General features: G+C 66.9%; 24 protein-coding genes and 1 pseudogene. 11 read left to right on the top strand and 14 right to left on the bottom strand.

Going from position 1 to position 22,770, the window contains the following annotated elements:
• The first annotated feature begins 290 nt into the window (after positions 1–290).
• A complete protein-coding gene (locus FF090_RS12735) occupies positions 291–2,144 on the top strand; it encodes a DEAD/DEAH box helicase (protein ID WP_138857078.1) in 1,854 nt (617 codons plus the stop codon).
• A 7-nt stretch (positions 2,145–2,151) separates the two neighbouring features.
• Positions 2,152–2,838, top strand: coding sequence for a DUF1294 domain-containing protein (locus tag FF090_RS12730; protein WP_138857077.1), 687 nt, complete (start codon positions 2,152–2,154; stop codon positions 2,836–2,838).
• Here the strand turns inward: FF090_RS12730 and FF090_RS19610 are convergent, their stop codons facing one another.
• From FF090_RS19610 to gluQRS, 3 genes and pseudogenes are all read right to left on the bottom strand, one after another.
• The gene (locus FF090_RS19610) at positions 2,839–3,192 is read right to left on the bottom strand and encodes an FKBP-type peptidyl-prolyl cis-trans isomerase (protein ID WP_246071574.1); all 354 of its coding nucleotides are present in this window, start codon (positions 3,190–3,192) and stop codon (positions 2,839–2,841) included.
• Between the two features lie 24 nt (positions 3,193–3,216).
• Positions 3,217–3,561 (bottom strand): annotated as a pseudogene (locus tag FF090_RS19605) (FKBP-type peptidyl-prolyl cis-trans isomerase); the annotation flags it as partial.
• A 19-nt stretch (positions 3,562–3,580) separates the two neighbouring features.
• Positions 3,581–4,459: a tRNA glutamyl-Q(34) synthetase GluQRS gene (gluQRS, locus tag FF090_RS12720; protein ID WP_138857075.1), complete on the bottom strand. Its 879-nt coding sequence runs from the start codon at positions 4,457–4,459 to the stop codon at positions 3,581–3,583.
• A gap of 103 nt (positions 4,460–4,562) precedes the next feature.
• Here gluQRS and FF090_RS12715 point away from each other — a divergent pair, with 103 nt between their 5' ends.
• A complete protein-coding gene (locus tag FF090_RS12715; protein ID WP_138857074.1) occupies positions 4,563–5,717 on the top strand; it encodes an SPM autocatalytic domain-containing protein in 1,155 nt (384 codons plus the stop codon).
• Here the strand turns inward: FF090_RS12715 and FF090_RS12710 are convergent.
• Complete coding sequence (locus FF090_RS12710) at positions 5,706–6,746, bottom strand: LysR family transcriptional regulator (RefSeq protein WP_246071411.1); 1,041 nt, start codon at positions 6,744–6,746, stop codon at positions 5,706–5,708. The genes FF090_RS12715 and FF090_RS12710 overlap by 12 nt on opposite strands.
• Positions 6,747–6,808: 62 nt before the next feature.
• On the opposite strand from FF090_RS12710, the gene FF090_RS12705 reads away from it, so the two are divergent.
• Positions 6,809–7,555 carry a pirin family protein gene (locus tag FF090_RS12705; RefSeq protein ID WP_138857073.1) on the top strand — a complete coding sequence of 249 codons (747 nt, stop codon included), beginning with the start codon at positions 6,809–6,811 and terminating at the stop codon, positions 7,553–7,555.
• On the opposite strand, the gene FF090_RS12700 is transcribed toward FF090_RS12705, so the two are convergent.
• The 7 genes from FF090_RS12700 to FF090_RS12670 all read right to left on the bottom strand — a co-directional run bounded on the left by FF090_RS12700 (position 7,533) and on the right by FF090_RS12670 (position 13,461).
• Complete coding sequence (locus FF090_RS12700) at positions 7,533–8,222, bottom strand: ABC transporter permease (RefSeq protein ID WP_138857072.1); 690 nt, start codon at positions 8,220–8,222, stop codon at positions 7,533–7,535. The two genes, FF090_RS12705 and FF090_RS12700, sit on opposite strands and share 23 nt — an antisense overlap.
• Entirely contained in the window at positions 8,222–8,911 is a 690-nt protein-coding gene (locus FF090_RS12695; RefSeq protein WP_138857071.1) for an ABC transporter permease, read from the bottom strand. Before FF090_RS12695 ends, FF090_RS12700 begins: the two co-directional genes overlap by 1 nt.
• An 18-nt stretch (positions 8,912–8,929) precedes the next feature.
• Complete coding sequence (locus tag FF090_RS12690) at positions 8,930–9,721, bottom strand: lysine/arginine/ornithine ABC transporter substrate-binding protein (protein WP_246071410.1); 792 nt, start codon at positions 9,719–9,721, stop codon at positions 8,930–8,932.
• A 116-nt stretch (positions 9,722–9,837) separates the two neighbouring features.
• Positions 9,838–10,626 carry a transporter substrate-binding domain-containing protein gene (locus tag FF090_RS12685; protein WP_138857070.1) on the bottom strand — a complete coding sequence of 263 codons (789 nt, stop codon included), beginning with the start codon at positions 10,624–10,626 and terminating at the stop codon, positions 9,838–9,840.
• 10 nt (positions 10,627–10,636) lie between these two features.
• Complete coding sequence (locus tag FF090_RS12680) at positions 10,637–11,395, bottom strand: sulfurtransferase (protein WP_138857069.1); 759 nt, start codon at positions 11,393–11,395, stop codon at positions 10,637–10,639.
• A 12-nt stretch (positions 11,396–11,407) separates the two neighbouring features.
• A complete protein-coding gene (locus FF090_RS12675) occupies positions 11,408–12,403 on the bottom strand; it encodes an alpha/beta fold hydrolase (protein WP_310732972.1) in 996 nt (331 codons plus the stop codon).
• Positions 12,400–13,461: a peptidylprolyl isomerase gene (locus tag FF090_RS12670; RefSeq protein ID WP_138857068.1), complete on the bottom strand. Its 1,062-nt coding sequence runs from the start codon at positions 13,459–13,461 to the stop codon at positions 12,400–12,402. Before FF090_RS12670 ends, FF090_RS12675 begins: the two co-directional genes overlap by 4 nt.
• Positions 13,462–13,594: 133 nt before the next feature.
• Here FF090_RS12670 and FF090_RS12665 point away from each other — a divergent pair, with 133 nt between their 5' ends.
• The 6 genes from FF090_RS12665 (at position 13,595) to FF090_RS12640 (ending at position 17,690) form a co-directional block, all read left to right on the top strand.
• Complete coding sequence (locus FF090_RS12665; RefSeq protein ID WP_138857067.1) at positions 13,595–13,978, top strand: hypothetical protein; 384 nt, start codon at positions 13,595–13,597, stop codon at positions 13,976–13,978.
• On the top strand, positions 13,975–14,496 hold the full coding sequence (locus FF090_RS12660) for a hypothetical protein (protein WP_138857066.1): 522 nt from the start codon (positions 13,975–13,977) through the stop codon (positions 14,494–14,496). The genes FF090_RS12665 and FF090_RS12660 overlap by 4 nt, the downstream gene beginning before the upstream one ends.
• Positions 14,483–14,860 carry a hypothetical protein gene (locus FF090_RS12655; RefSeq protein WP_138857065.1) on the top strand — a complete coding sequence of 126 codons (378 nt, stop codon included), beginning with the start codon at positions 14,483–14,485 and terminating at the stop codon, positions 14,858–14,860. Before FF090_RS12660 ends, FF090_RS12655 begins: the two co-directional genes overlap by 14 nt.
• The gene (locus tag FF090_RS12650; protein ID WP_138857064.1) at positions 14,857–15,300 is read left to right on the top strand and encodes a DUF4231 domain-containing protein; all 444 of its coding nucleotides are present in this window, start codon (positions 14,857–14,859) and stop codon (positions 15,298–15,300) included. The genes FF090_RS12655 and FF090_RS12650 overlap by 4 nt, the downstream gene beginning before the upstream one ends.
• Before the next feature lie 8 nt (positions 15,301–15,308).
• Positions 15,309–15,500 (top strand): DUF1272 domain-containing protein, encoded by a 192-nt coding sequence (locus FF090_RS12645; protein ID WP_217502985.1) that lies wholly within the window; start codon positions 15,309–15,311, stop codon positions 15,498–15,500.
• A 234-nt stretch (positions 15,501–15,734) separates the two neighbouring features.
• The gene (locus FF090_RS12640) at positions 15,735–17,690 is read left to right on the top strand and encodes a M30 family zinc metallopeptidase (protein ID WP_138857062.1); all 1,956 of its coding nucleotides are present in this window, start codon (positions 15,735–15,737) and stop codon (positions 17,688–17,690) included.
• Positions 17,691–17,766: 76 nt separating this feature from the next.
• Here FF090_RS12640 and FF090_RS12635 read toward each other — a convergent pair whose 3' ends face one another.
• Genes FF090_RS12635 through FF090_RS12625 form a run of 3 tightly spaced genes read right to left on the bottom strand, consistent with a single transcriptional unit; the run spans position 17,767 to position 22,005 of the window.
• Complete coding sequence (locus FF090_RS12635) at positions 17,767–20,328, bottom strand: [protein-PII] uridylyltransferase (protein WP_138857061.1); 2,562 nt, start codon at positions 20,326–20,328, stop codon at positions 17,767–17,769.
• 14 nt (positions 20,329–20,342) lie between these two features.
• Positions 20,343–21,146, bottom strand: coding sequence for a type I methionyl aminopeptidase (gene map / locus FF090_RS12630; protein ID WP_138857060.1), 804 nt, complete (start codon positions 21,144–21,146; stop codon positions 20,343–20,345).
• A gap of 31 nt (positions 21,147–21,177) precedes the next feature.
• Positions 21,178–22,005, bottom strand: a complete 828-nt coding sequence (locus FF090_RS12625; RefSeq protein WP_138857059.1) for an undecaprenyl-diphosphate phosphatase — start codon at positions 22,003–22,005, stop codon at positions 21,178–21,180.
• A gap of 111 nt (positions 22,006–22,116) precedes the next feature.
• On the opposite strand from FF090_RS12625, the gene FF090_RS12620 reads away from it, so the two are divergent.
• A complete protein-coding gene (locus tag FF090_RS12620; protein ID WP_138857058.1) occupies positions 22,117–22,770 on the top strand; it encodes a protein-L-isoaspartate O-methyltransferase family protein in 654 nt (217 codons plus the stop codon).

Here is a 22,770-nt window from a genome sequence, read left to right as displayed (position 1 = left end):
TTAACGCCAGTGCTACAGTCGCGCCCTTGCGTCGGACGGGATGTCCCGCGGCGCAGATCGTTCATCTCCTCTGACTCCTCCTAGATCGCGTTTTTGCGGTCTGCCTGCTGCGCAGGTCCATGGTCGGCGGCGATGCCGTCGCACCAGGCAATAACCGACCGGAAGCGGGTTCAACCGCGGTTCGGACTGCCGGAGTCTTCAGCGACCTGTTCGGGGCGGCCGAGGCCGAGCCCAAGCACCCACCGACCATGGAGGCCGGTGCGGCGCTGTGTTGTCAGAGAAAGTTCACGATGTCTTTTGAATCCCTGGGTCTGGCCGAGCAACTGTTGGCCGCCGTGCAAGAAGCCGGCTACACCGAAGCCACCGCCGTTCAGGCCCAAGCCGTGCCGCAGGGCATGGCCGGCGCCGACCTGATGGTCTCCAGCCGTACCGGCAGTGGCAAGACTGCCGCCTTCCTGCTGCCCATGCTGACCCAAGTGCTGACGCGCCGTGCCGAGCACCCCGAGTTGGTGCCCGCGCCCATGCCCGGTCGCAGCTTCCACGCAGGCCGCAACCAGCGCCCCCCGCGGGCCCCGCGCGGCGCGGCCCGTGGTCCGGCGGTCAACCCCATCGGCCTCGTTCTGGCCCCGACCCGCGAACTCGCTCAACAGGTGGCCCAGGCTGCGATTCAGCTGGGCCGCAACATCCCGGGCTTCTCGGTTTGCACCATCGTTGGCGGTATGCCCTATCAGGCCCAACTGCAGCGTTTGCGTCTGGGTGCCGACATCGTGATCGCCACCCCCGGTCGCTTGCTGGACATCGCCAACACCAGCCCGGCCATGCTCACCGAGATCAAGACCCTGGTGCTGGACGAAGCCGACCGTATGCTGGATCTGGGTTTCATCGAGGACATCGAGGCCATCGCCGCGATGCTGCCCAAGCCGCGTCAGACCCTGATGTTCAGCGCCACCTTTGACGGCCGCGTCGGTGGCCTGGCCCGTGAGCTGCTGAACAACCCGCAGCGCATCGATGTGGCCAGCGCCCCGGAGCAAAAGGCGCAGATCGAGCAGCGCCTGCACTGGGCCGATCACCCGCACCATCGCCATGCGTTGCTGGAGCACCTGCTGGCCGATGCCAGCGTGGACCAGGCCGTGGTGTTTGCCGGCACTCAAATCGAGGCCGAGCAGATGGCCGGTCAGCTGGCCGAGTTGGGCCATGCCGTGGCGGCTCTTCACGGTGGCATGCCGCAGGGCAAGCGCAACCGCACCTTGCAGGGCCTGCGCCGCCGCGAACTGCGCGTGCTGGTGGCCACCGATGTGGCCGCGCGCGGCATCGACGTGCCCACCATCAGCCATGTGATCAACATCGGCCTGCCGATGAAGGCCGAGGACTATGTGCACCGAATTGGTCGCACCGGCCGCGCCGGTCGCTCGGGCCTGGCCGTCACCATCGCCATGCGCGAGGACCTGCCGCGTCTGCGCCGTCTGCAGGCTTACACCAAGGAAGCCCTGGTCGCGCATCGCATCGAAGGCCTGGAGCCGAAGAAGCCCGATCCGGTGATCTTCAGTGAGCGTCCGCGCCGCGAGTTCGACGGTGGCGAGCGTCCGCAGTGGGGTGATCGCAAGCCCTATGGTGGCGACCGTCCGCAGTGGGGCGAGCGCAAGCCCTACGGTGGTGACCGTCCGGCCTTTGGCGATCGCAAGCCCTACGGTGGTGATCGTCCCCAATTCGGCGACCGCAAGCCCTTTGCCGGCCAAGGCCGTCCGTTCCACGAAGGCGGCGACCGTCCGCAGTTCGGTGACCGCAAGCCCTTTGCCGGCCAAGGCCGTCCGTTCCACGAAGGTGGTGATCGTCCCCAGTTCGGCGACCGCAAGCCTTTCGGTGGTGATCGTCCCCAGTTCGGTGACCGCAAGCCTTTCGGTGGCGACCGTCCCCAGTTCGGCGACCGCAAGCCCTTCGGTGGTGATCGTCCCCAGTTCGGCGATCGCAAGCCCTTCGGTGGCGACCGTCCGCAGTTCGGCGACCGCAAGCCCTTCGGTGGCGACCGTCCGCAGTTCGGTGACCGCAAGCCCTTCGGTGGTGAGCGCCCGCAAGCCGAGCGCGCCTGGGAAGACCGTGGCGCCCCGCGCGGTGGCTTTGGCAAGCCGCGTCGCAACGAAGAGTAAGTAGGTCTTGGGCGCAGCGCCGCAGGAGCGGGGTCGCGTCTCGCAATGGGACGCCGCCAAAGGCTTGGGCTTTGTCCAGCCCGAGGCTGGCGGGCCACGGCTGCTGCTGCGTCGCGTCGATCTGGCCGGCCGGCTGCGCTTTACCGCACCGGCTCTCAACGAGCCGGTGCGTTTCACGCGGGCCGGCCCGCGCGAAGCACCCCGCGCCACGCAGGTGCACACCTTGCGCCCACCGCCGGTGGAACGCGTGCCACGGTCGCCGACCGCGCGCTCAGGAAGCCCCGAACAGCAGTCGCGCCAGCTCTCCAGCCAGCGTCTGCTGATCATTCCGGTGTTTGCCCTGCTGTTGGGTGCCATCCATCTGGCCTGGCCCCTGGCCAAACCCGTGCCCATGCTCTATAGCGCCCTGTCGATGGCGCTATTTGTCGTTTATGGGCTGGACAAATGGGCCGCCAAACGCGGCACCGCCCGGGTGGCCGAGACCTCGCTGCACCTGATTGCCCTGATGGGCGGCTGGCCCGGCGCCCTGCTGGGCCAGCACATTTTTCGCCACAAGACCGCCAAGCCCAGCTTCCTGCGTTGGACCTGGGCCATGGTGGCCCTCAATCTGCTGCTGCTGGTGGGGCTGTGTACCCCGGCTTGGGAGCCGTGGTGGCAGTGGATTCAGCAGTTTGTGTTGGATTCGGCAGCCTGATTAGGCCTTGATCAGCTCCACCTCAAAGCACAAGGTGGCGTTGGGCGGAATCACGCCGCCGGCGCCGCGGGCGCCATAGCCCAGCTCGGCCGGGATGATCAGCACGCGGGTGCCGCCTTCCTTCATGCCCTGCACGCCTTCGTCCCAGCCGCGAATGACCTCACCGCCGCCCAGGTTGAAGTGGAAGGGCTGGCCGCGGTCCTTGCTGCTGTCGAACTTCTTGCCCTTGGCGCCGTTCTTGTAGAGCCAGCCGGTGTAGTGCACGCGCACGGTGCGGCCGGCCTGGGCGGTGGCGCCGCTGCCCTCCACGCTGTCGTGGAATTGCAGGCCGCTGGCGGTGGTCTGCAGGGGCAGGTCCAGCACCTCGGGGCCGCCGCTGACGGCCAGCAACTGCACTTCGAACACCAGCGTGGCATTGGGCGGGATCACGCCGCCGGCACCGCGTGCGCCGTAGCCGAGCTGGGGCGGGATCAGGAGGGTGCGGCTGCCGCCGACCTTCATGCCCTGCACGCCTTCATCCCAGCCGCGAATGACCATGCCGCCGTCCAGTTCGAACTCGAAGGGCTCGTTGCGGTCGCGGCTGGAGTCGAACTTGGCGCCCTTGGCGCCGTCCTTCCACAGCCAGCCGGTGTAGTGCACCGAGACCTGGCAGCCGGCCTTGGCCTCGGCGCCTTCGCCGGTTTGGGTGTCTTCGATTTGCAGGCCGCTGGCGAGGGTTTGCATGGTGGTGTCCCGGAAAAATTCAAAAGCGCGCATTGTGCGTGCTTGCCCAGGCGCGCGTGGCGGCGCATAGCCAGTCGGCGGCGTGATCGGTGTCGGGCAGGTCTTTCAGGCCCAGGGCAAGCGCGGCGGTCTTGAGGGTCAGCAGGGGGCGGCTCTCATCAAACGGTGCGGCACCGTTTTGCTTGGAGAGCTTTTGCCCGTCCTCGGCCAGCACCAGGGGCAGGTGCAGGTAGCGCGGCCGTGGCAGTCCCAATGCTTGCTGCAGCTGAATCTGGCGTGGCGTGTTGTCCGCCAGGTCGGCGCCGCGCACCACATCACTGATGCCCTGCTGGGCGTCGTCCACCACCACGGCGAGCTGGTAGGCCCACAGGCCATCGGCGCGCTTGAGCACGAAGTCGCCCACCGTGTGTTCGACGTCTTGCTGCTGCGGCCCCAGGCGGCGGTCCTGCCACTGGAGCACGCCGGGGGTTACGCGCAGCCGCCATGCGCGCGGCGCACGGCCTCGCAGTCCGCCGTTTTCAGGCCGGCAGGTGCCGGGGTAGCGCAAGTCACCGTGGCGGTCGCGGGCCTGCTGCGCCAGGACCAACTCCTTGCGGGTGCAGGCGCAAGGGTAGGCCGCGCCGCCGCTGATGAGTTGCGCAAGTGCAGCCTCATAGAGCGCGCCGCGCTGGGATTGCCATTGTGGCGGCGCATCCGGCCGCAGCCCCAGCACGTCGAGCTGGCGCAGGATCTCGCGGTCCATGCCAGGGGGGCAGCGCGGGCCGTCCACGTCCTCAATACGCACCAGCCATCGCCCGCCGTGCGCACGCGCATCCAGCCAGCTACCCAAGGCGGCCAGCACCGAGCCGGCATGCAAGGGGCCGGTGGGGGAGGGGGCAAAGCGACCGATGCAAGACATGGGCGCGCATTTTGAAGCGTGGGCTTTGCCTCGCTATTCCGGCTCAAGAAGGCGCAGCGGGCGCCGATACCCAAGAGCCGACAACTGCATCATGGAGGCGGCCATGAGAGTGATGGAATCGGAGTTGACCCAGAGGGCTCAGCATCGACGGTGGGAGCACTTGGAGCGCGTGGAGCGACGCGAACTGGGGCCGCCAAGTGCATTCCTGGCGCCCGAGCGCCCGACCCGGGCCGACATCAGCGAGCAGGCGCGGCAAGCTGCCCAAGGGTTGCAGAACCTTGCCGCGAGCCCACCCCCCCAGGCCGCTGCCCCAGCGGTGGCACGCAACGGCGCCCCCCACATGTCCCCCATGGCCGATGCCGCCGAGCGGATGCGTCACGACCCGCGCATGCAACTGCTCAGTGCCATGCTGCGCTGGGTGTTTGGTGAACGACCGCCCCCGACTCTGGAGGCATTGGCGGATCCGAGAGACGGACTGCAGGCCGCAGACCTGCGCACTGACGCCCCGACTGAGCTGCCTGAGGCGTCGCCGGCGCCCGCGCCTCAGCCTACCGAGGCGGCCCTACCTACGCCTAACCGTCCGGCTCCCTCGCCGACCTGGCCCGCGGGCACCACCTTGCAGGTGGAGGAAACGCGCATCGAGTTTGAGCAACTGCAGTTCTCCACCCAAGGGCGGGTGCAGACCGCCGATGGGCGCGCGTTGCAGTTCGAGATGTCCTTCTCCTTCAGTCGGGTGCAGATCGAACACCGCGAGTTCCGCTTGGCCGCGCCCCAGGATCCTTTGGTGTTGAACTTCGACGGCCCCAGCGCTGCCCTGCTGGGGCAGCGTTGGGAGTTCGATCTCAACGCCGACGGCGAGTTGGAAAGTTTGCCGGGGCTGGGCGCAGGCAGTGCCTGGCTGGTCTTTGACCGGGACCGGGATGGCCGAGTGGCCGACGGGCGGGAGCTTTTCGGCCCGCGAAGCGGGGATGGCTTTGCCGAGCTGGCGGCCCTGGATGCCGACGGCAATGGCTGGGTCGACGAGGCCGACCCCGCCTGGCAGCAGCTGGGCGTGTGGCGCCCGGGGGCGGACGGGCTGAACCGGATGACGGGTTTGAGTGATGCGGGTGTGGGCGCGCTCAGTCTGGCCCGTTTGGCCTCACCCTTCGCCCTGCATGGCCTGGGTGGGCAGGTGGTGGGTGACTTGCGCCAAAGCGGGTTGTATCTGCATGAAGACGGGCGAGCCGGCAGCCTGCAGCAACTGGACCTACGCGTATAGGTGCTGCTCCAGCAGCGCGCTACGTGTGGCCGCGCTGCGAAGCTGATTGAGCCACCAGCTCAGCGCCTTACCAGGCGGCGCGCCATTGCTGCGCCAGGCATAGTGGAACTGGCTGCGGCGCAGCTCCTGGGTGGCCTTGGCCACCAGGAGGCCGCGCGCCAAGGCCTCACGCACCAGGGGTTCGGGCAACCAACCGCAGCCTAAACCCCGCAACTGCGCCTGCAGCTTGGCCTGCAGGCTGGGCAGGGTCAGTACGTCCTGCCCTGGCACCACGCCGACGGTGCGGGGCTCCAATTGGCGGGCGGTGTCGCCCACGGTGACGATGCGGTGGGCGGCGATCTGCGCCGCGCTCAAGGGTTCTTCCAGCCCGGCCAGCGGATGGCGCGGCGCCACCACGAACAGCCACTCCATCTCGCCCAGGGGCTCGCAGGCCACCTGGGAGCCTGGCGGCGAGGCCGTGGTGCCGATGGCCAGATCAGCCTGACCGCTGACCAGGGCCTCCCAAGTGCCCGACATGACCTCGGTGCGAAAGCGCAGCCGCGTGGGCGGTCCGGGGGGCGTGGGCGGCCCCTGGGAGCCGTCCTGCAGGCCGTTGCCATGCACATGGGGCGGCGCCTCGATGCGCTGAGTCTGAAAGGCCTCGATCAAATCGAACAGCGCGCTGCGCGCAATGGCATCGTCCACCGCGATGGTGAGTTCGGCTTCCCAGCCGGTGGCGATGCGCTTGACGCGATTGGCCACGGCGTCCAACTCCATCAAGAGGCGTCGACCCTCGCGCAGCAGCTCGTGGCCGGCAGCGGTGAGTTGAGCGTGACGCGCACTGCGGTCAAACAGCAGCACGTCCATGGCCTCTTCCAGCTGGCGCACCGAGTAGGTCAGGGCCGAGGGCACCTTGCCCAGTTCGCGCGCCGCGCCGGCAAAGCTGCCGGTGCGGGCAATGGCGTCCACCATGGCCAGCGCATCGGGGGTCAGGACGCTGCGCTTGTCGGCAATGTGCATGGCTTCAGGAGATTTGAACGACGTCGCCATCCTGCCTCCTCCCGCAGGCCGGCCTGCCCGCCTAGAGTCAGGGCATTCCCTAGGAGCGATGAATGCAAATTCTGTTCAGGTCCGAGCAACGCGGTGCCGCCGACCATGGCTGGCTGCAGGCCCGTCACAGCTTTTCTTTTGGTGATTGGTATGAGCCCACGCGCATGGGCTTTGGCGTGCTGCGTGTGATCAACGAAGACCGCGTGGCCCCACACAGCGGCTTTGGCCGCCATGGCCATCGCGACATGGAGATCGTCACCTACATCCTGGCGGGCGAGCTGTCGCACCAGGACTCGATGGGGAACGGCGAAGCCGGGGCCCAGCAGAGCGGCGTGATCGGCGTGGGCGAGATTCAGCGCATGAGCGCCGGTGCCGGCGTGCTGCACAGCGAGATGAACCGCAGCGCCGCCCCCGTGCATCTGCTGCAGATCTGGTTGCTGCCGCGCAGCCGCGGCGGCGCGCCGGGTTACGAGCAGGCACGCATCCCCGAAGCTGCGTTGGCCGGGCGCTTGACCCTGCTGGCTGCACCGGAAGGAGCGTTGGTGGGCATCAACTCAGACGCACGCCTTTATGCCGGCCAGTTCTCCGGTGAGGAAGCCGCCAGCCTGAGCCTGGCCCCGGGTCGCTTGGCCTATGTCCATCTGGCGCGGGGTGAGCTCACGGTCAACGGCGAGCGCCTGCGTGCGGGCGATGCGCTGCAGATCGAGCCGGACGCGGGCCAAGTGGCCTCGATCTCGCTGGCCGGCGGCCTTGGCGCCGAGGTGCTGGTGTTTGATCTGGGCCGCGTTAGCGCGGCAGCAGCGGCTTGAGGTAGCGGTTCTCGGCCCAGCGGAACAGGCCCACCAGGCAGAGCGTCATCGCGAAGTAGAAACAGCCCGCCGTGATGTAGGCCTCGAAGGGGATGTAGTGCGTGGCGTAGATGCGCTTGGCCACGCCGGTCACGTCGGCAATCGTGACCAGCATCGCGATCGAGGTGCCGTGCAGCATGAAGATGGCCTCGTTGCCGTAGGCGGGCAGGGCGCGGCGCAGGGCGGCGGGCAGCACGATGCGCCGCATCAGCGTGGCACGCCCCATGCCGTATGCCTTGGCGGCCTCGATCTCGCCAGCTGGCAGGGCCTTGATGGCGCCGGCAATGATCTCGGTGGTGTAGGCCCCGGTATTCAGCACAAAGGCCAGGCAGGCACAGAACCAGGGCTCCTGCAGCCAGGTCCAGGCAAAGCTCTGGCGCACGGCCTCGAACTGTCCCAGGCCGTAATAGAGGATGAAAAGCTGCACCAGCATCGGGGTGCCGCGGAACACATAGGTGTAGAGCCACACCGGGCGGTTGAGCCAGGGGCTGGGCAGGGCGCGCAAGACCCCTAAGGGCACCGCCATCACGAGGCCCAGTGCCAGCGAAATCGCCAGCAGCTGCAGCGTGACCCAGGCGCCACTGAAGAACAGCGGTAGGTTTTCGATGATGGTCTGCCAGCCTTGCATCACAAAACCCCCCGGCGCACGCCGATGGCCAGCTTCTTCTCGGCCCAGTTGAAGACCAGCTCGCTCAGGGTGGTAAAGGCCAGATAGATCAAGCCCACGGCCAGAAAGAAGACGAAGGGCTCTTTGGTGGCGCCGGCAGCATCGCTGCCGCGCTTCATCAGGTCGTTGAGGCCGATCACAGAGACGATGGCCGTGCTCTTGATCAGCACCAGCCAGTTGTTGCTCACGCCCGGCAGGGCGTGCCGCATCATCTGCGGCAGCTGGATGCGCCAGCTGACCTGCCAGGGGCTCATGCCGAAGGCCAGTCCGGCCTCGCGCTGGCCCGGTGGCACCGCCAGGTAGGCGCCCCGGAAGGCCTCGGTGAGGTAGGCACCGAAGATGAAGCCAATGGTGAGCACGCCAGCCACGAAGGGGTCGACGTCGATGTAGTCCTCATAGCCCAGCCAGGTGGCCAGGTCGTTGACCAGCACCTGGCCGCCGTAAAACACCAGCAGCACCAGCACCAGGTCGGGCACGCCACGGATCACCGTGGTGTACCACTGGGCCGGCCAGCGCAACCAGCGCTGGCGGCTCAGCTTGGCAAAGCAACCGATCAGCCCGAGCACCATGGCCACGATCAGCGAGAGCAGGGCTACGCCCAATGTGAGCAGGGCGCCTTGCAGCAGGCTGGGTAGAAAACCATGGAGCATGGGGCCGACCTTTCCCTCTTACTTCTTCTTCGGGGCGACGTCGTAGGCGAAGTACTTGCTGGACAGCTTCTTGTACTCGCCGCTGGCGAACACGCCATCGATGGCGGCATTGAGCGCCGCACCCAGGGTCTTTTCATCGGCCTTGCGCAGACCGATGCCGATGCCGACGCCGAAATACTTTTCGTCGTCGATGTCGGCGCCCACGAAGGCCATGCCTTTGCCGGCATCGGACTTCAAGAAGCTGTCCACCGCGTACTTGTCCACCAGGGTGTAGTCCACGCGGCCGGCCTTCAGTTCCAGATAGATCTGGTCCTGGGTTTGGTAGCGCACCAGAGTGCTGTCCTTGTAGACGGCGGCGGCATAGGTTTCAAAGGTGGTGGCCGACTGCACACCGATCTTCTTGCCCTTGAGCGCGGCCGGGCTCACATCGCCCTTGGTGCCGGACTTGGCCACAAAGATGGCGGGTGCTGCCAGATAGGTCTTGCTGAAGGCGATGGCCTTCTTGCGGTCGTCGGTGATGGACATCGAGGCGACGATGGCGTCGATCTTCTTGGCCTGCAGGGCGGGGATCAGGCCGTCGAAGTCGGTTTTCACCAGTTCGCATTCGCGCTTCATCTGGGCGCACCAGGCGCGGGCCAGGTCGATCTCAAAGCCCTTGAGCTCGCCCTTGGCGTCGACTTCGCTGAAGGGAGGGTAGGCGCCCTCGACGCCGATGCGGAGCTTCTTGCCTGCGGTGCCTTGAGCGGCGGCCGGGGCGATGGCGGTGGCCAGCAGGGCGGCGGCCAATGCGGCCAGGGTGCGACGGAGCATGCTGAATCCTCTAGATGGGGCCGAGCGGGTCATGCGGTGGCGGCGGGCCCTGAGAGCGTCGCCACCGAGAGGCTGAAAAGGCGCACCTTAACGCCAGCGGTGCCGCTTTCGCGGACTCAGGGTGGCGAAATGTCGTAGGGGAAATACTTGGCCGCCAGGGCTTTGAAGCTGCCGTCGGCCTGGCCGGCCGCGATGGCGGCGCTGAAGGCCGCGCCCAGTTGCGCCGCGTCGGCCTTGCGCACGCCCACCCCCACGCCGTCGCCGAAGTAGCGGCGGTCACGCAGCTCGGGGCCCACGGTGCTGATGCCTTGGCCGGCCGGCGACTGCGTGAAGGCCAGCGCGGCGGACTTGTCCACCAGCGAGTAGTCGATGCGGCCGGTCTTGAGTTCCAGATAGGCCTGATCCTGCGTGGCGTAGCGGGTGATCACACTGCTGCTGTAGAGCGCGTTCACATAGGCCTCGTTGATGGTGGCCGACTGCACACCGATCTTCTTGCCCTTGAGCGCGGCGGGGCTGATATCGGCCGGCGTACCTGCTTTGGCCAGGAAGGTCTGCGGTGTGGAGTAATAGGGGCGGCTGAAGGCGATGGCCTTTTTGCGCTCGGGCGTGATGGACAGCGAGGCCACGATGGCGTCGATCTTGCGCGCCTGCAGCGCCGGGATCAGGCCGTCGAAGTCGGTCTTCACCAGCTCGCACTCGCGTTTCATGTGGGCGCACCACTGGCGCGCTAGGTCGATCTCAAAGCCCTTGATCTGGCCATCGGGCCCCACTTCGCTGAAAGGCGGATAGGCGCCTTCCACGCCGATGCGCAGCTTCTTGGGGGTCTGGGCGTGGCTACTGACCTGTGCAAGACCTGCACCGAGCAGCAGGGCGGCAAGCAGGCATCGACGGGATAGGACGGACATCGCGTTCCTTTCAGTTCGAAGTCGGGCCCGCAGCCTGCAGGCCGGGGTCCAGCAACTCGCGTTCGTCAAACACAAAGCAATGCCCACGGTAGTGGGCGCCGCCAACTTCCTCGAAGTACTTCAGGATGCCGCCCTCTAGCTGGTAGACCCTGGCTTCGGGGCCCAGCTCTTCCTGCAGCAGCAGGGCCGCCTTTTCGCAGCGGATGCCGCCGGTGCAGTAGCTCACCACGGTCTGGCCCTGCAGCTCGGCGCCGTGCTCGGCCAGGGCGGCGGGGAATTCGGTGAACTTGTGGATGCGCCAGTCCACGCAGTGCTCGAAGGCGCCCGCATCCACCTCGAAGGCATTGCGCGTGTCCAGCACTTTGATGGGGCGACCGGCGTCATCGTGGCCCTGGTCCAACCAGCGTTTGAGCGTCGCGGCGGGTAGGGCGGGCGCGCGCGGGCTGCGGTCGGGGCGGATGGTGGGCCGGTCCATGCGGATGATTTCGCGCTTGAGCTTGACTTTCAGCCGCTTGAAGGGCTGGTGCTCGCTCCAGCTCTCTTTGGGGGCCATGGCGGCAAAGCGCTCATCGGTTTCCAGCTGAGCCACCCATTGGCGGACCGCCTCGGGTGCGCCCGCCAGAAAGAGGTTGATGCCCTCTTCCGCCACCAGCACCGTACCCTTGAGCGCCAGGCTTTCAGCACGCGCCTTGAGCAGGGGTACCAGGTCAGCCGCATCGGGTAGAGCCACAAAGCGGTAGGTGGAGATGTTCAGCGTGGACGGATTCACTTCGAGACGGACTTACTTCGAAACACGGTCAATGAAGGGGCGCGCGGCCTTGAGAGCGGCCTGCGGGTCTTCAACATGGGGCACATGGCCTAGGCCCGGCAGCACGATGAGCTCGGCGGGCTCGGCCTCGGGGTGGCGGGTGGACTGGTACAGCTTGGCGGTGGCCGGTGGGATCAGGCGGTCGCGTTCGCCCCAGATCAGCAGGGTGGGGGTGCGCACCTGGGGCCAAGTCTGGGTGTAAAGCGGGCCATGGGCTTCCTGAATGAAGGCCTGGATGCGGGCGCTGAGCGCGGCGCGGTTGCCTTCGCGCAGGGTCAGCTCAAAGAAGCGATCGACCTCGGCCGCGCTGACGCGGTTGGGATCGCCATACACGGCCTCAACACTGGCGCGCACCATGGGGCGCGGCAGCAGGAAGCGGCCCAGCCAGGCCGTGGGAGTGAAGGCGCTGGTCTTGAAGCCGAGCGGCAGCACTTCGGGTTCGAAGGGCAGTCCGGCCGGATCCAGCAGCACCAGGCCGGCCACCTGCTCGGGCAGGCGCGCGGCCGTCATCCAGGCCACTTCTCCGCCCAGCGAATTGCCGGCCAGCAGCACGCGGTTCAGCTTCAGCTCTTTGAACAGCGCCGCCATGAAGTCCACATAGGCGCCGATCCGGTAATCCCCGCTCACGGCCGGGCCGGTCAGGCCAAAGCCCGGCAGGTCCATGCGGATCACGCGGCGGGTCTTGCTGAGCTCACGCGTCCAGGCGTCCCAGCTGTGCAGGCTGTCGCTGGTGCCGTGGATCAGCACGATCGGCAGGGGGTCCAGGCGTGGGCCTTCGTCGCGCAGATGGGTCAGCTGCGGCTTGTCCGCCAGCTTGAGTTCGATGAACTGCGAGGGCGGCGGGGCCCAGCGCTGCACCAGCGATTCCAGGCTGCGGTCCGGCGCTCGAAAGGCTGCGAAGCTCAGACCCAGGACCAGCAGCAGCAGGCCCAGGGCACGCAGCAACCAGGCCTGGATGAGGGCCTTCAAGGCTTGGCCTCCAGGCCGGTGATGCGCACCGGCGGTGTGGTGCTGCACAGGTCCACGCGGCCTGGGTTGTGCACAAACCAGCCGCTGCGGTTGCGGCGTGCGGCCACCCAGTCGTTCCAGACCGGATGGTCATCGCGCAGCACCTTGACGCTGGGGCGCTCGGCCTCGGGCATATCGGCCAGCAGACGGGTGCGCAGGATGGGGGTGCGGGTCTCGCCGGCGCCATAAAAACCCATCTGCCCGCTGCCGCGTGGCAGGGCGGCCAGGTGTTCGATGCCCTTGAGCACGCGTGCCACCGTGGTGATGTTCAGGTCCAGCGCACGCGGTGCCTGGCCGATCACTGCATAGAGCGAGCTGCCGTTGCTGGAATCGGCCTCGCTGCCGCGCCCGGCGCCAATCACGCCATAGCAGTGCGCGATCCAGGCCTTGTTCTTCTCACGATCCACCGCCACCGGGAAGCCATCGACAAAGCCGTTGCCCGGTGCCCAGCCATCGGTCTCGGCCAGGGGGGTGAAGGGCAGGGGGGTGAGCGCGGTGCTGAACTCGGCGGGCAGTTTTGCGCTGGCGCCGGCGGGCAGGGCGCGCGCGCCCTCGCCCTCGGTGGGGTCGCCCCATTGGGTGACGAAGTTGTCCTGCACGCGCAGCACCGCCAGGCCGTCAAAGTATCCGCCGCGCACCAGCGCGCGGATGTTGCTGGCGTGAGCCGGCGCAAAGCGCGGGGCCAGCTCCATCAACACCTGGGCTGGGGCGGCGCCAGTTTGCAATTCCATCAGCACCAGGTTCTCGGGCGCCGGGTTGCGCCAGGCTTCCTCGGGCGCGCCTGAGAGCACCTCGGCCGGGGAGCGGCTGGGCAGGTTCACGGCGGCACCCGACGCAATGGCCGCAGCCACCGCGCCCGGCTTGACCTTGGGCGCCGGTTTGGCGGTGGTCTTCTTCTTGGTGACGGCACTCGTCTTGCTGCTCTTCTTGGCCGGTGCTGCCAGGCTGTGATCTGGAGCCAGCAGGGTCAGGGCGAGGGCGGTGATCAGGCCAGCACGGGCCAACAGCGATGCAATCATGGGCAGTGACCGTCGCGGTGCAAGCGCGCGGCGCAGGGAATCCTGAAGGGCCGCGAGCATAGCGGGCTCATCGCCCCCCGGCGAAACAACGGCATAGCGCCTAAAGTGCGCAACCCAACCGTCGGAGTTCTTCATGTCCCCCGCTCTCACCGTGCAGGCCTTTGGCCACTACGCACAGGCCGCCGGCCTGTTGCTGATGCTGTGGCCTGCGGGCTTGTTGCTGCCGCTGGGCATGGCGGCGCCCACCGACCCCTGGGTGCGTGTGCTCGGTTCGCTGGCGCTGGTGCTGGGCTCCTACTATGTGGCCATGGCGCGTGCGCAGTCGCTGGCCTTTTTCCGCGCCTCGCTGTGGGGACGCTGCATGTTCGCGGCGCTGGGCGCAGGTCTGGTGGCTGCGGGCTGGGCGCCTTGGCAGCTGCTGATTTTCGGCGGCGCCGATTTGGCCGGGGCGGCTTGGACGGCCTGGGCGATGCGGCGCGCCGGCCTGACTTTGACCGAAAAGGGAGAGAACCCATGAAACGCTTTCAAGGGCTGAATGCGCTGAGCGTCATCGTGCTGGCCCTGGGCCTGGCCGGCTGCGCCACCAAGGCCCAGGACCCGATGCAGCAGGCGGTGATGACCCCGTTCAGCGATCTCAATCTGGTGCGCGCCGAGATCCCCCCGGCCTTGCTGGCGGCGCGGGCGCAGCCCTATGCCCTGGATGCAGCTGGCAGCTGCGCGCAGTGGCAGGCCGAGATTGCGGCGCTGGACGCGGTGCTGGGCGCCGACCTGGATCAGCCCGTCAACAAAGACAAACCCAGCCTGCTGGAGCGCGGCAACGAGGCCGTGGACGAGGCCGCCGGCAAAGCCCTGCGGGGTGCGGCCGAAGGGGTGATTCCCTTTCGCGGATGGGTGCGACGCCTGAGCGGGGCCGAGCGCTATGAGCGGGGGGTGGCCGCGGCCATCACGGCCGGCTCGGTGCGGCGGGCGTATCTCAAAGGGGTGGTGGCTGGCCGCGCATGCGCGGCCGCGGAGGCAGCGCGTGCCCCTGCTTGAGGTCTGGGTCGTCGAGGACCCGCACCATGCGCTGCCTGCTGGGACGGCACAGGCCTTGGCCGATGCGCTCGGCCCGGCCCTGGGCAGTGCCCCCGGCCATACCTGGGTGCGGCTGCAGCGCGTGTCGCCGGCCGACTATGCCGAGCAGGAAGCGGCCGTTGCCGCAGCTCCCGTGTTCATTGAGCTCGGACTGCGCGGCCCAGTTGAGGATGCGGCCGAGTTGCTGGAGCGACTGACCCCGCTGGCGGCGCAGGCCCTGGGCCGTGCGCCCGAGTGGGTGCATCTGCGCCTGCTGCCACCCCTGGGTGGCCGGCAGGCCTTTGGCGGACGCTGGGTGCCGCCGCTGGAGTCTCGAGAACGATGAGTGCTTTCGAACAGCTTTTGAACACCGTGGCCGGCGAGGTCGCGCACTTTGACCGCGAAGCCGCCCGCCATCGCGATCAGTACCGGCGCGGCCAGACCATCCTGATCCTGTGCAGCGCGGCAGCGTCCATCGTCTCGGGCCTGGGCCTGCTGCTGGGCAGCCAGCAAGGGCCCTTGCTGCAGTTCGTGGTGCTGTGCCTGACCACCACCACGGCCGGCCTGGGCGCCTGGCTGGAGATGCGTCGCGCGCGCGAGCTGTGGCAGCACGAGCGCGCCCTGCATCACGGCTTGCAGGACCTGGAGCGCGAGATGCATTTCCGCGCCGCCCAGGGCGAGCCGGCGCCGGCCCAACTGGAGCAATGGTTTGAGCGCCTGCAGCAGCTGTTGGGTTCGGGCAGCGAGCGCTGGGCGCGCATCGTCGAACGACCGGAGAAGCGCTGATGCTGCAAATGAAACCGATCTGTGAGCGCTGCCAGGTCAGCCTGCCGGCCGAGCAGCCAGGCGCCTGGATCTGCTCCTACGAGTGCAGCTTTTGCAGCACCTGCTGCGTGCAAATGGGGCAGCGCTGTCCCAACTGCGGCGGCGACTTGCAGCGTCGGCCGACGCGGCAGCCCGAGCAGAGTACGGACACGCAGCGCTGACTTGCTCATCTGTTTAACCCGCCCAATCTGTTGTCCGCTCCGCCGTGACGAGCGTACTGGCGCGGCTTCATACGCCCGGAGGTGCGCAATGGTGCATTGAGTCGGGTTAACCCCGCCCCCAGCCTGGGCGGTGGATGCCTTTGGGGCGTCGCCCAGTCGCCACACCGGCTCAAGCTGCCCTTAAGTGCGTTGCCAGAATCTGCGCAAAAACCAATACACGAAAAGGGAGGATCGATGAGCGCTGAAAGCCGCTTCCGCACGCTTTGCATTGCGACGGGCATTGGATTACTGGTGTCAGGCTGCGGGGGAGGTGGTGGCTCTGCTCCTGCGCCAGCACCAGCACCAGCACCTAACCCAGCACCTTCAGGCCCTGTTCAGGCCCTGGTGACGGTGTCCTCTGAAAGGGCTTGGGCAAACGAGTTCGTTCGATTCGACGTCGGTGACCAATGGTTGAAATTCAGCCTTGAGTGGGACTTTGGAGATGGCAGTGCTAAACCCTTTGGGCCGACTGTCGAGCATCAGTTTTCGAGCCCCGGTCGCTACACCGTCACTGTTCGTGGAAAAGATGGCCAGGGCGCAGAGTTGATTGGGACCACGGTGCTGCAAGTGGAAGCACCGGGGGTGCTGCCGGCGCGCATCGATAACCGCTTGCTGCCCGATTGCGCAGGATTGCACTGCGGGCTGAATGCGGACGGTAGCTATTCGGGCAAGGGGATCGGTATCTGGCGCTACCGAAACGGTAGCCCGGTGATGCAGTCCATCGACCTCGAACTGGCTGGTTTGCGCGCAGGCCAGAGCCTGACGCTTGTCTTCAGCAACGGGACCAGCTCAACAGGCACCGACCTGCCCGGTGCTGGCGAACCTGGTTTGGCTGCCTCCCCCTCGATGAATGCGACGCATGCAGGCGATCATGCCCATGAGCAAGATGCTCGCTATCGCCATCACAGCCTCACGCTAGAGGACAACGCAGCGACGCTGCGCGCCTGGTCGGAGCGAGTTAAAACACCCTTCCAGCCAACGACTGAAGCGCGGCGTAAGGTGCAAGCCGCAGAGCTGGGGAGCACGCGCGTATGGATCGAGGGAGGAAGCTTCTTTGATCCCGAGACGCCGTACACCGCTCAGCTCCTAGCGCGTTGCCCAGCGCCATTTGGGCGGCAGATTCTGTATTGGGTGGATCAGGAATTGATCAAGACCAGTACGTTGAGCACTCAGAAGATAGAGCCGCTGCGGGCGAGTTTTTGTGGAGAGAAGGGTGGTTACGCGCGCAGTGTGGCCTTAATGGGTGATGTTTGGGGTGATGCTGCAGCAGCGGACAACAGCCTCATTCAAGATCTGCCGGGGCAGCTCCAAGATGTGCATGTGGTCATCCTTGGGCGTGCTGATCCGACAAAGACCCGAGATTGGGCTGGCTATGTCTTGGGTAGGAATAACTACGCGCAGGGACTCAACGCGGCCCTCGTCATGTTCTTGGATGGCGAGGGTGTGGCTAAAGACATTGAGGATTACAAGTCGACCGCGATCCATGAACTGACTCATTTGATTCAGCACTATCAACTTGGAATCAAACGCAATCGTGGATATAGCTCGTGGCTTACGGAGAGTTCCGCCGTCGGCAGCGAGGACCTGCTGAGCGAGTTCATTAGCCCTGGGCGCAATCGAGTTCTTGAAGATGGAGTGGCAAGATACTTGAGAGAAGCCACCAATCTGTCTTTGCTCCAGTGGCGGGGCGGCTACCGTTCCTATGACATGGGGGCGAGCCTCTTGACCTTTCTGAATCGTCGCTACGGCCCGGAGCTACTGAAAGAGTTGGCCGCGGGTTGCGAAGGTGCGGGCAGTGCAGCGGGCAGCCACCAATGCCTGGACAGCATCTTGCGCCGACTTGGTGGTGGGGGGCTGGAGGACGAGTGGAATCGAATGAGCGCAAGCCTGTTTGGCGGCATGCCAAAACATGCTCAGCCATTGGGCTATGGGTGGCGCCGAGCCCAGTTCGGGGACTTTGCATTGCAGGGGCTTGATACCTTGAGGCTCGCGTCCAGCCGGTCCAGGGAGACTTTTAGCAAGCTGACCCAGTTCGGCGGCGGGTCGCATGCTTTTGTTGGCGACACGGTGGTCGCATCTACAAGCCGCTATGTGCGCAGGGGCGTCAAGCTGCCGCCGGGAACGACGGTTACAGTCGTGGCCCACCCCTGAACTCCAGCATTCGGGCAAGGTGGCCTTTTGGGCTTGGCGACAGGCCTGAGTTCACGGCTATGGGCGGGCTGGTTGATCACCCTGGCAATGCCAGAGCGTCGAGCAGCTCCGATTCGATGACAAGCTGCTCGCGCGGGTTCTGCAGCGCCGCGCCGTTCACCAAGAAGCTGTCCTCGACGCGCTCGCCCAGGGTGGAGATCTTGGCCAGCTGCAGATTGATGCGGTGGCGCGCCAGCACGCGGGCGATGGCGTAGAGCAGGCCGGCGCGGTCGCTGGCCGAGAGCGACAGCACCCAGGCCTGGGCGCGTTCGTCCGGGCGCAGGCTGACACGCGGCGTGTAAGGGAAGGACTTGACGCGGCGCGACAGGCGCGCACGGCGCGGCTCGGGCAGCGGGCCGGTCTGGGCCAGGGCCAGGGCCAGCTTCTGCTCCACCAGGGGCACCAAGTCGCGCTGCAGTGCGCCGACATCACCCGACAACACCTGGAAGGTGTCCAGCGCCACGCCGTCGCGGGTGGTGTGCACCTTGGCGTCCAGGATGTTGAAGCCGGCGCCATCGAAGTAGCCGCAGATGCGCGCAAAGAGATCGGGCACATCGCGGGCATAGACCAGCACCTGCAGGCCCTCACCCACAGGGCTGGGGCGGGCGCGAACCACCGCTCCCGCCAGTTGTCCCACATGGCGCCACAACTCGCGCGCATGCCAGGCCAGCTCGCTGGCCTCGTGGCGGGCGAAGTAGCTGAGCTGCAGGGTGGCCCACAACGGGGCTTCGGTGTCCGGCAGGGCCGAGCGCAGGGCCAGCAGCTGGCGCGCTTCTTGGCGCCGGGCCTCGATCTCGGCTTCGTGTTTGATGGGCGCACCGCCCAGATGGCGCAGGGTCAGGCGGTAGCAGTCTTCCAGCAGCTTGCCCTTCCAGGCATTCCAGACCTTGGGGCTGGTGCCCCGGATATCGGCCACGGTCAGCAGGTACAGGGCGGTGAGGCGGCGGGCGTCGCCTACCTCGCGCGCAAAGGCGGCCACCACCTCGGGGTCGCTGAGGTCTTCCTTCTGCGCCACCTGTGAGAGCCGCAAGTGCTTGCGCACCAGGAACTCGACCAGTTCGGCGTCGGCCTTCGAGAGCTTGTGCGCGCGGGCGAAGCGGCGCGCCTCAATGCCCCCGATCTGACTGTGGTCGCCACCCCGGCCCTTGCCGATGTCATGGAACAGGGCGGCGATGAGGAGCAGGGCAGGGGCGTCGAACTGCGCGGCCAACTGCGAACAGAACGGGTACTCGTGTGCGTGCTCCGGGATGAAGAAGCGACGCATATTGCGCACCACCATCAGGATGTGCTGGTCCACGGTGTAGACGTGGAACAGGTCGTGCTGCATTTGGCCAACGATGGCGCGGAAGGCCCAGAGGTAGCGCCCCAGCACCGAGGTCTGGTTCATCAGCCGCAGCGCATGGGTCTGGCCCTGGGGGGCGCGCAGCAGGGTCATGAACTGCTCGCGGTTGCGGGCATCGGAGCGCCAGCGCGCATCCATCACCCCGCGAGCGTTGTACAGCGCGCGCAGGGTGCGGCTGGACAGGCCCTTGAGCCCGGCCACGGTGGCGTAGAGCACAAAGGTTTCCAGGATGGCGCCGGGTTCGCGCTGGAACAGGTCCTCGTCCACCACATCGATCAGGCCGGCGCGGTCCTGAAAGCGGGGGTTGAGCGGCCGCACGGCGGCCTCGGCCACGCCCTGGATGCGCTCCTGCAGATTGAGCATCAGGATCTGGTTGAGCTGGGTGACCGCCTTGGCGGCCCAGTAGTAGCGCCGCATCAGAAGCTCGGAGGCGCGCACCGTGCCCTGTGCTTTGAGACCCAGTCGCTGTGCCACGGCGGCCTGCAGGTCGAAAACCAGCCGGTCCTCGCGCCGCCCGGCCTGGGCGTGCAGCAGGCAGCGGATGAGCTTGAGCGTGGCCTCATTGCGCTGCAGATGTCGCGCTTCCAGCGCCGAGATCAGCCCGGCGCGCGCCAACTCGCCCCAGCTGGCGCCCAGGCCCGCGCCACGCGCGATCCACATCAGTACTTGCAGATCGCGCAAGCCCCCTGGGCTTTCCTTGCAGTTGGGCTCCAGCGCGTAGGGCGTGTCCTCGAACTTGGTGTGGCGCTGCTGCATCTCCAAGAGCTTGCCGCGCAAGAAGGTGGGTGCATCCACGGCGGCCCCCACGGCCTGCGTGAAGGCCTGGAAAACCTTGGGGGGACCGGCCAGCCGGCGGGCCTCCAACAGCGAGGTCTGAACGGTGAGGTCCTTGCGAGCTTCGATCAGGCACTCGGGCAGAGTGCGCACCGACGAGCCGATCTCCAAGCCGGCGTCCCAGCAGGCGCTGATGAAGGCCTCCAGCGAGTCGCGCAGCGGCCCAGGCATGTGAGCGTCGACGTCGGAGGGCAAGAGCACCAGCACGTCCACATCGGAGCTCGGAAAAAGCTCGCCCCGGCCAAAGCCGCCCACGGCCACCAGGCAGGCCTGGGCGGGCAGGCTGGCGGCCTGCCAGAGTGCGAGCAGGGCGGCATCCGCCTGCGCGGCCAGGGCCTTGAGCAGCGCCTGCACCCGCGCGGTGCTGGGGCTTTGCTGCGCGAACTGCTGCAGCAAGCGCTGCTTGGCGTCGCGCCAGCTCATGTTCGGGCCTTGGCTCAGGCTTTGATGAAGGCCGGGGGCGGCGGGCTGCCGGCCGAGAGCGTCAGGATGTCGTAGCCGGTCTCGGTGACGGCAATGGTGTGCTCCCATTGCGCCGAGAGCGAGCGGTCCTTGGTGACAATGGTCCAGCCGTCGGGCAGCTCTTTGATCTCGCGCCGGCCGGCGTTGATCATGGGCTCGATGGTGAAGACCATGCCGGGTACCAACTCTTCCAGGGTGCCCGGGCGGCCATAGTGCAGCACTTGCGGCTCTTCATGGAACTTCTTGCCTACGCCGTGGCCGCAGAACTCGCGCACCACCGAGAAGCCCGCCGGTTCGGCATAGCTCTGGATGGCGTGGCCGATGTCGCCCAGGCGCGCACCCGGCTTGACCTTGGCAATGCCCTTCCACATGGCTTCGTAGGTGAACTGGCACAGGCGCTTGGCCGCGATGGAGCCTTCGCCCACGATGTACATGCGGCTGGTGTCGCCGTGCCAACCGTCCTTGATCACCGTGCAGTCGATGTTCAGGATGTCGCCGTTCTTCAGCGGCCGGTCATTCGGGATGCCGTGACAGACCGTGTGGTTGACCGAGGTGCAGATGGCGGCCGGGAAGGGCGGGTAGCCTGGCGGCTGGTAGCCGATGGTGGCCGAAATCGCGCCCTGCACCTCCAGGATGTGGTGGCGCGCAATGTCGTCCAGCTGCTGGGTCGTGACCCCGGCTTTGACATGGGCGGTCAGCAGGTCCAGCACCTCGGAGGCGAGGCGGCCGGCGATGCGCATGCCCTCGATGTCGGCGGGCGTCTTGATTTGGATCGTCATGGGTCAATTATCCCGACTGCTCCCGGCCGTCTCAGGCCGACCACTGAATCCAGCCGAAGTGCGCCGTGAGCAAGACCACGATGCCAAAGCCGATGCGATACCAGGCAAAGGGTGTAAAGCTGTGGCTGGCCACATAGCGCAGCAACCAACGCACGCACACCCAGGCCGAGAGGAAGCTGAACAGCAGACCCACGCCAAACATCGGCAGATCGCTCCATGCCAGCAGCTCGCGCTCTTTGTAGAGGCTGTAGGCGCCGGCGCCGATCAGGGTGGGGATGGCCAGGAAAAAAGAGAAATCGGTGGCGGTCTGGCGCGACAGCCCCAGGAACATGCCGCCAATGATGGTGGCGCCCGAGCGACTGGTGCCCGGGATCATGGCCAGGCACTGCACCAGTCCGACCTTGAGCGCGTCAAGCGGTGTCATGTCGTCCACCGCCTGGATGCGCGGCTGGACGCTGGCCTGGCGGCGTTCGGCCCACAAAATGATGAAACCGCCGACGATGAATGCGCTGGCCACCACGGTGGGGGTGAAGAGATGGGCCTTGATGGCCTTGCCCAGCAGCAAACCCAGGACCACCGCCGGCGCGAAGCCGATGGCCACATTGAGCACAAAGCGGCGCGCCTGGGGCTGGCTGGGCAGGCCCGCCGCCACGGCCTTGAGACGCTGGGCGTAGACCAGAATCACCGCCAGGATGGCGCCGGTCTGGATCGCGATGTCAAAGACCTTGGCTTTGGCGTCATGCAGGCCGAGCAGCTGCCCGGCCAGGATCAGGTGGCCGGTGGAGCTGATGGGCAGGAATTCGGTCAGGCCCTCGACCACGCCCATGATCGCGGCCTTGAGCAAGAGCAACGCGTCCATGGCGGTCTTGTTCCATCACAAAAAGGGCGCGGATCATAGCCAGCAGCGCCCCGGCTCCTCTCTAGAATCCCGCCCGCCCCACCTCTTGCCGGGGCCAGCAAGGAATACAAGATGAATATCGAACAAGCCCGCTTCAACATGATCGAGCAGCAGATCCGCCCCTGGGATGTGCTGGACCCGGCGGTCTTGCAACTGCTCAGCCTGGTGCGCCGCGAGGATTTCATGCCCAGCAACGTGCGACACCTGGCTTTCATGGACACCGAACTGCCCCTGGGCGGCGGCCGGCTGATGTTGCAGCCCAAGGTCGAGGCCCGGCTGCTGCAGGAATTGCAGTTGCAACCCACCGATCGGGTGCTGGAGTTGGGCACGGGCAGTGGCTATCTCACGGCTCTGCTGGCGCATCAGGCCTCTGAAGTGCTGAGCCTGGAGCCCCGCGCGGACTTGGCCGAGGCCGCCCGCGAGCGCCTGCGTCGCCTGGGTCTGTCGCGGGTGCAGGTGCGCCAGGCCGACCCGGCCCAAGGCGCGGCGGCGGACGGCCCCTTTGACGCCATCGTGCTGACGGGCTCCTTGCCCAGCACGCCGGAGGCCCTGAAGGCTCAGCTCAAGCCCGGTGGTCGCCTGCTGGTGGTGGAAGGCGAGCTGCCCGTGATGCGCGCGGTGCTGTGGCGCTGCATGGCGCCTGGCCAATTCAGCCGCCGCGAGCTCTTTGATACCGTATTGCCGCGCCTGACCGGTGTGGCCGAGGCGCCCAGTTTTGCGTTTTGA

The organism is Inhella inkyongensis (assembly GCF_005952805.1).
GTDB classification, from domain to species: domain Bacteria; phylum Pseudomonadota; class Gammaproteobacteria; order Burkholderiales; family Burkholderiaceae_C; genus Inhella; species Inhella inkyongensis.
The sequence above is the reverse complement of the archived record's forward strand: the minus strand, read 5'-3'. Positions and strand labels throughout refer to the sequence as shown.

Excerpts from the sequence above, each read along its gene's own strand:
- FF090_RS12735 (WP_138857078.1), top strand. The coding sequence starts at position 291 with ATGTCTTTTGAATCCCTGGGTCTGGCCGAGCAACTGTTGGCCGCCGTG.
- gluQRS (WP_138857075.1), bottom strand. The coding sequence starts at position 4,459 with ATGTCTTGCATCGGTCGCTTTGCCCCCTCCCCCACCGGCCCCTTGCAT.
- FF090_RS12715 (WP_138857074.1), top strand. The coding sequence starts at position 4,563 with ATGAGAGTGATGGAATCGGAGTTGACCCAGAGGGCTCAGCATCGACGG.
- FF090_RS12710 (WP_246071411.1), bottom strand. The coding sequence starts at position 6,746 with ATGGCGACGTCGTTCAAATCTCCTGAAGCCATGCACATTGCCGACAAG.
- FF090_RS12705 (WP_138857073.1), top strand. The coding sequence starts at position 6,809 with ATGCAAATTCTGTTCAGGTCCGAGCAACGCGGTGCCGCCGACCATGGC.
- FF090_RS12700 (WP_138857072.1), bottom strand. The coding sequence starts at position 8,222 with ATGCAAGGCTGGCAGACCATCATCGAAAACCTACCGCTGTTCTTCAGT.
- FF090_RS12695 (WP_138857071.1), bottom strand. The coding sequence starts at position 8,911 with ATGCTCCATGGTTTTCTACCCAGCCTGCTGCAAGGCGCCCTGCTCACA.
- FF090_RS12690 (WP_246071410.1), bottom strand. The coding sequence starts at position 9,721 with ATGCTCCGTCGCACCCTGGCCGCATTGGCCGCCGCCCTGCTGGCCACC.
- FF090_RS12685 (WP_138857070.1), bottom strand. The coding sequence starts at position 10,626 with ATGTCCGTCCTATCCCGTCGATGCCTGCTTGCCGCCCTGCTGCTCGGT.
- FF090_RS12670 (WP_138857068.1), bottom strand. The coding sequence starts at position 13,461 with ATGATTGCATCGCTGTTGGCCCGTGCTGGCCTGATCACCGCCCTCGCC.
- FF090_RS12665 (WP_138857067.1), top strand. The coding sequence starts at position 13,595 with ATGTCCCCCGCTCTCACCGTGCAGGCCTTTGGCCACTACGCACAGGCC.
- FF090_RS12660 (WP_138857066.1), top strand. The coding sequence starts at position 13,975 with ATGAAACGCTTTCAAGGGCTGAATGCGCTGAGCGTCATCGTGCTGGCC.
- FF090_RS12650 (WP_138857064.1), top strand. The coding sequence starts at position 14,857 with ATGAGTGCTTTCGAACAGCTTTTGAACACCGTGGCCGGCGAGGTCGCG.
- FF090_RS12645 (WP_217502985.1), top strand. The coding sequence starts at position 15,309 with ATGAAACCGATCTGTGAGCGCTGCCAGGTCAGCCTGCCGGCCGAGCAG.
- FF090_RS12640 (WP_138857062.1), top strand. The coding sequence starts at position 15,735 with ATGAGCGCTGAAAGCCGCTTCCGCACGCTTTGCATTGCGACGGGCATT.
- FF090_RS12635 (WP_138857061.1), bottom strand. The coding sequence starts at position 20,328 with ATGAGCTGGCGCGACGCCAAGCAGCGCTTGCTGCAGCAGTTCGCGCAG.
- map (WP_138857060.1), bottom strand. The coding sequence starts at position 21,146 with ATGACGATCCAAATCAAGACGCCCGCCGACATCGAGGGCATGCGCATC.
- FF090_RS12625 (WP_138857059.1), bottom strand. The coding sequence starts at position 22,005 with ATGGACGCGTTGCTCTTGCTCAAGGCCGCGATCATGGGCGTGGTCGAG.
- FF090_RS12620 (WP_138857058.1), top strand. The coding sequence starts at position 22,117 with ATGAATATCGAACAAGCCCGCTTCAACATGATCGAGCAGCAGATCCGC.